Source organism: Streptomyces sp. NPDC020379 (assembly GCF_044387105.1).
Lineage (GTDB): Bacteria > Actinomycetota > Actinomycetes > Streptomycetales > Streptomycetaceae > Streptomyces.
Genome location: NZ_JBIRVR010000052.1, coordinates 1 through 4884, shown reverse-complemented (window position 1 = coordinate 4884; position 4884 = coordinate 1). Strand labels below are relative to the sequence as shown.

Genomic DNA, 4884 nt, shown 5'->3' with positions numbered 1-4884 from the left:
GTACCAAGCGGTGCCACCTCGGACGACGTCGTTGCCGTTCTTGTCCTTCTTGGTCTCGACCGGGGAGACGCCGACGCGGAAGCCCACCAGCTCGACCGGCTGAGGCATCCCGCCGAGGGGCTGAGCAGGGTCCGTGTGCGAGGCCACCCCGATCTTGAGGACCTCGTTCTCGACGCGGCCGAACTGGTCGAAGCCAGCGACGACCTGAACCTCCCACTTCGGAAGGCCGTCCTTGGTCTTGTCCTGCTGCTGGGTGCCGAACGCCATCTTCGGCGAGCAGCTGAGGAACATCACGAGCTTGAAGGTTCGGGCCTGATCGACGTGGAAGATCGCGGGCATGGTAACTCCTCCTGGTTGACGGACAGTTGGCGTTCTCTCGCCTCCTGCGGTGCTGGGCTCTACACTGGACCCAGTTGGGGAGGAGTGTCAACCGGTTAATGGATTCGACGGAGGAGTTACCCAAGATGGTTGTACCGCAACAGACCGCTGACCAGGCCGTTTGCGATCTTGAGCGCGTTCGGGATCTCGCGATCTTCGCTCTGGCCGCAGACCGGACCATCCGGTCAGATCCTGCCGAGTGGTATCGAACCGTCCTGCGGGCCGTCGCCGACATCCGCGATGCCGCCCGCGACACGGAGCGTGCTCTGTCCGACCAGGCCCAGGCCGACGCCGTGTTGACGCCGACGGAGATTGCGCGGGCAGCCCGGCTTTCAACTGCGGCTCTGTATAAGCGAAAGAAGAAGGTATGACACCAGCCACGACGTAAGGCCCTCGCCGAATTCGGCGGGGGCCTTTCGCATTACTCCGGCTGAGGCCGGAGCATCCGCCGCAGGCGGTCGCGCGATTTTGGTCCGTGGATGGACCGAACCTTTAGTGAGGCTTTAATCGGCGGGGCCCCTCCGGAAGCAAGAAAAGGGGCCGAGTGCCAAATACTACGGTGAGGGCATCCTGCCCTCTCCATTGGTACAAGTATAATGGCCCCTTTTCATGCTTCCGCCCCACCGATCAAAGCCTCACCAAAGGTTCTCTGACGGTTCGTCAGGCAGCGTCTGACGTGGCATCAGGTTTGACTGACGGTTCGTCAGATTCTGTCTTAGGAGTGCACTTCTTGACAGACCAGATCTGATGTGCTGTGAGGAGCTTCACGAGGGCAGGGAATCCGCCGGTCTCGACCGCTTCGAGGATCGCCGACTCCAGGCCGTGCATGACCACGAGCTTCCAGGCCGCTTCGCCGAGTTCGGCCACGTCGTGACCGCCGACCTCCTCTTCGACCAGGTCATCGTCCGTCGTGTTCGCGACACCGAGTCTGCCCTTGAGCCCCTGGGACCACCGGATCATGCTTTTGCCTCGGGTGCCCTTTTCGTATTCCTGCCAGAGGGGAATTACCGCAGCATCACCGGTAATTGACAGATACTCAATCATTTCGAAAGGCGTAAGACTTCCGAGTTTTCCTTTCTTGAGATCGCCTCTTGCCATTTCGTTTCCGATGTGCTTTCCGGAATCCTGAGCCTTAGCGATGTATTCGCCTGCACCTTCGGCGGTCATCACCTTGTCCCACTTGACGCCGTGTTCCTTGCTCGCGGGGTATCCCTGTTTCTTCGTCCAGTCCATCCAAATCCGCTGCCAGCGAGCCATCATGTAGGCGAGTTCCTTGGTGTCAGGTTCGCCGTCGAAGCAAACGATCACGTGCAAGTGCGGGTGCCATCCGTTCTTGCCGTAGGTGACCTCTTTCGAGTTGATGGTCCCGATCTTCCCTGTGACCTTCTTTTCGCGGACGGCCGCTTTTCCATTACCCAGTCGGCGAAATGCGGCTGACAGTGCGTCGATCAGATCGGCGAGTGCGTGTCCTTTGGCGTGTCGCACGGTGAAGGTGACCATCCAGGCCGTGCCGCCTTCGAGGATGAGGCGGGCGACCCCAGCGGCGATTTCGTTGGCGCGGCCCGCGCGGATCTTGGCGGAGCAGACCGGGCACAGCCAGATGTTCGCGCAGGCGCAGACCCCGGAGGCGTAGGCGACACCGTCACGGAGCTTGATCGTGACCCGGTCGACCTTGCCGTCTCGGCTTTGGGCCATGACTCTGCCGCAGGCCATGAGCCGCTTGACCGTGGTGATCGACCAGATGACCCGGCGTGATGCGAACCGCCGCCGACGGCGACAGCACGGCATCGGTCCACTCCCGCATTTGTGCTGGTCAGAGCCCGTTTCGGACTCGGAGGGTGAAACAAAGTCCGTAGTAGTACCAAGAGGGCCGCCGCCGCCGTCCGCCAGGCCGCCAGGGGCGGCCCGGACTCGCCCTTCCTGCCTCCGGCCCAGGGCGGCCCGGGAAACCTGGCGGCCGTCGACGGCGGCCCGGCGCATGGTCCCCGCGGCTTCTTCCCCGTCGAGCCGTCCGGGCTCGACTGCACACGCGGTCGTGTCCTTGCCTCGCCTCGTGTCGGCGTCGTGCTCTACGCTGGTCATTGTTCGTTCTCCGGTCGCGGCTCAGTGGGCGGAGAGCAGAGGCCCGGCCGTCGTCAGCGGTCCGGGCCTCCGTCATGCGTGAGGGTCGTTCGTCGGGTTCAGGCCGGAAGCGCCGGCGGACCGGCACTTCCTTGAGATCCTTGCGGGCCTGAGTGCCCGGCGCGGGTTGGACGCGCCGGGCGCTCTCACCTGAAGTCGGGGTAGACCTGGCGGACGAGGGCAGCGATTTCGTGCTCAGGGCGGCCCAGGAGGCCCGCAGCGTCGAAGGCGCGGTTGGCCTCCCAGGCGGCACGGCTCAGGGCTTGCTCGGACCTCTGGGGGTCCTCGATGGCGGCTTTGAGCGTCTGCGTCAGGCGGTAGTAAGCCTGAACGGCGTCGAGGGTGATCTGGTCCATGATCAGCCTTCCGTCCTGGCGGTCAGCCAGGTGACGTACTCCTGGCGGACGTAGGCGCGAAGTCCCTGTTCCTTCCAGACCTCATGATCGACGTCGTAGTGGCTCCCGCCCATGTGGTGGCGCTTGTCGAAGTCGAAGAGCTGTACGGCGGAGTGGATCGCTTCGGAGTCGGCATCGATCTTCCACTGAGGGGCGTCGGGGCCGCCCGCGTACCGGTCGTAGATGGCGGCCCGGCGGAGGAGGAATTCGCGCTTCTCCGGGGAGTCGGCGGTGTGGTCGCCCGCGTGGGCCTGGAGCTGCATGACGTCGTACAGCTCGTCGGCCATGTCCGGGGCTAAGGCGTACGCGTCCCTGTAGGTGAAGGGGGCGGGGGTCTCGTACATCAGCCTGCCTTTCGATCGTCTTGGTCGTTGTCTGCGGCGGTTTTCCGGGAGGCCCGTCGGGGTTTCGGCGGTGCCTTCGGCTGCGGATCGGAAGCGCCGGCAGGAGCGGCACTTCCGGTGGTGGATTGGCTGGGCTCGTCGGTGACCTTGCGGAGCGTAGGCCCTTCGGCCGGGATGATTTCGCGGCGGTCGCCGAAGCTGGACCCGACGACTTCGAGGACCAGGTCCTCCTCGATGTCGCCAACCCGGACGCGGTCGTACTGGCCATCCAGGCCGGGGACGCCGGTCACGACGCAGACGCCGACGTTGCGGTCCTTGTCGACCAGGGCGGTCGGCCAGTTCGGCTCGTCCTTGCGGATACCGGAGCCAAGGGCGGCCTCAGCCCCTTCGAGGGTGAAGCAGGCGAAGGAGATGCCGACTTCGAGGTTGTCTCGGACCGCAGTCGGGATGGCGTCGCCGGTCTGCTTCTGGGTGGCCAGGACGGGGATGACGCCAAGACCGCGACCTTCCTTGGCGAGGACCCGCATAAGCCGCTGGTTCGACTCGATGAGCTCCTTTTCCTTGCCTCGGAGTCCGGAGGAGTCCACGTAGTTGTGGCACTCGTCCATGAGGACCAGGACCAGGGGGTTCTCGAAGGTGGGGCCTTGCTTCCAGAACTGGGGGTGGCCACGTTCCGCGACGAGGCGTCCAGGGCGGTCCTTGACCAGCCGGACGAGTTCGGTGAGCCGCTGGTGGGCGGTTTCCGGGTTGTCGCCGACGAGGAAGAGGGCGCGTTGACCAACCTCTCCCCAGTCGCCGTACCGGGGGTCTGAGGACTTCCCGTCGAAGAGGGCGAACTGGACGAGGGGCCCGCCCGCGTGGGCGAGGGAGGCGAGCCAGCCGAGCATCAGGAACGTCTTGCCGTAACCGGGGAGTCCGGCGACCTTGATTCCGGACAACTGCCGTAGGGGGACGCTGATTTGGCGGCCCCAGGGGTTGTGTCCTATGGGCAGTCGCCAGTCACCGGCCTGAGGCCAGTCGTACTCGCGTCGTTCGTCCAGCGGGTTGCCGACCAGGCAGCGGAGTTCGAGGGTGCCGGGGGTGACTCGGTGGACCTCTACGGAGTCACAGATCCAGGCGTCGGCGAGCCACTGTGCCGCCCGCTCGAACTCTGCCTGTCCGACTCCGGCGATGGTCCGGACGATCACTCGAAGGCCGTACGGCTCGGGGATGACCTTGATCCGGGGACGGACGGTAGTCGGCTTGACAGCCTTGCCGTTCATCCCCTTGCGGCCCTTGGTGTTCTCGTCGATCCGGACAAGGCCGACGTTGGCCGACAGCTTGTTCCAGCGACGCCGGACCCACCAGGCGTGCCGGATGCGGAGACGCTGCTGGGGGGTGGCTTTGTAGTACCGGTAACCGGTCGTGGCGGCCCGGTAGGTGAGCCATCCGGCCAGGCCCGCTATCGCGAGCCCGGCGACGGTGGACAGGTCCATCGGCTCAGCCTTCGTTCGCAGCCGTGGCCCGGCGCGGGGCGGGAGCGGCGTTCAGGGGCCGGACCTCGTCGGCCGCGTACCAAGCGGTGCCACCTCGGACGACGTCGTTGCCGTTCTTGTCCTTCTTGGTCTCGACCGGGGAGACGCCGACGCGGAAGCCCACCAGCTCGA

6 protein-coding genes are annotated in these 4884 nt (G+C 65.3%); 1 reads left to right on the top strand and 5 read right to left on the bottom strand.

The genetic code is table 11. The annotated features are described in order from the left end of the window. A partial coding sequence (locus ACH427_RS32280; RefSeq protein WP_398875380.1) for a hypothetical protein occupies nucleotides 1-339 on the bottom strand: 339 nt, incomplete at its 3' end. Between the two features lie 98 nt (nucleotides 340-437). On the opposite strand from ACH427_RS32280, the gene ACH427_RS32275 reads away from it, so the two are divergent. Then, a complete protein-coding gene (locus tag ACH427_RS32275; RefSeq protein ID WP_398875378.1) occupies nucleotides 438-749 on the top strand; it encodes a hypothetical protein in 312 nt (103 codons plus the stop codon). A gap of 289 nt (nucleotides 750-1038) precedes the next feature. Here the strand turns inward: ACH427_RS32275 and ACH427_RS32270 are convergent, their stop codons facing one another. From ACH427_RS32270 to ACH427_RS32255, 4 genes are all read right to left on the bottom strand, one after another. Beyond that, a complete protein-coding gene (locus ACH427_RS32270; RefSeq protein ID WP_398875376.1) occupies nucleotides 1039-2460 on the bottom strand; it encodes a protein rep in 1422 nt (473 codons plus the stop codon). Between the two features lie 185 nt (nucleotides 2461-2645). Next, nucleotides 2646-2855: a hypothetical protein gene (locus ACH427_RS32265; RefSeq protein WP_398875374.1), complete on the bottom strand. Its 210-nt coding sequence runs from the start codon at nucleotides 2853-2855 to the stop codon at nucleotides 2646-2648. A 2-nt stretch (nucleotides 2856-2857) separates the two neighbouring features. Continuing rightward, entirely contained in the window at nucleotides 2858-3238 is a 381-nt protein-coding gene (locus ACH427_RS32260; RefSeq protein ID WP_398875372.1) for a hypothetical protein, read from the bottom strand. Then, entirely contained in the window at nucleotides 3238-4713 is a 1476-nt protein-coding gene (locus ACH427_RS32255; RefSeq protein WP_398875370.1) for a hypothetical protein, read from the bottom strand. Before ACH427_RS32255 ends, ACH427_RS32260 begins: the two co-directional genes overlap by 1 nt. Nucleotides 4714-4884: the final 171 nt, after the last annotated feature.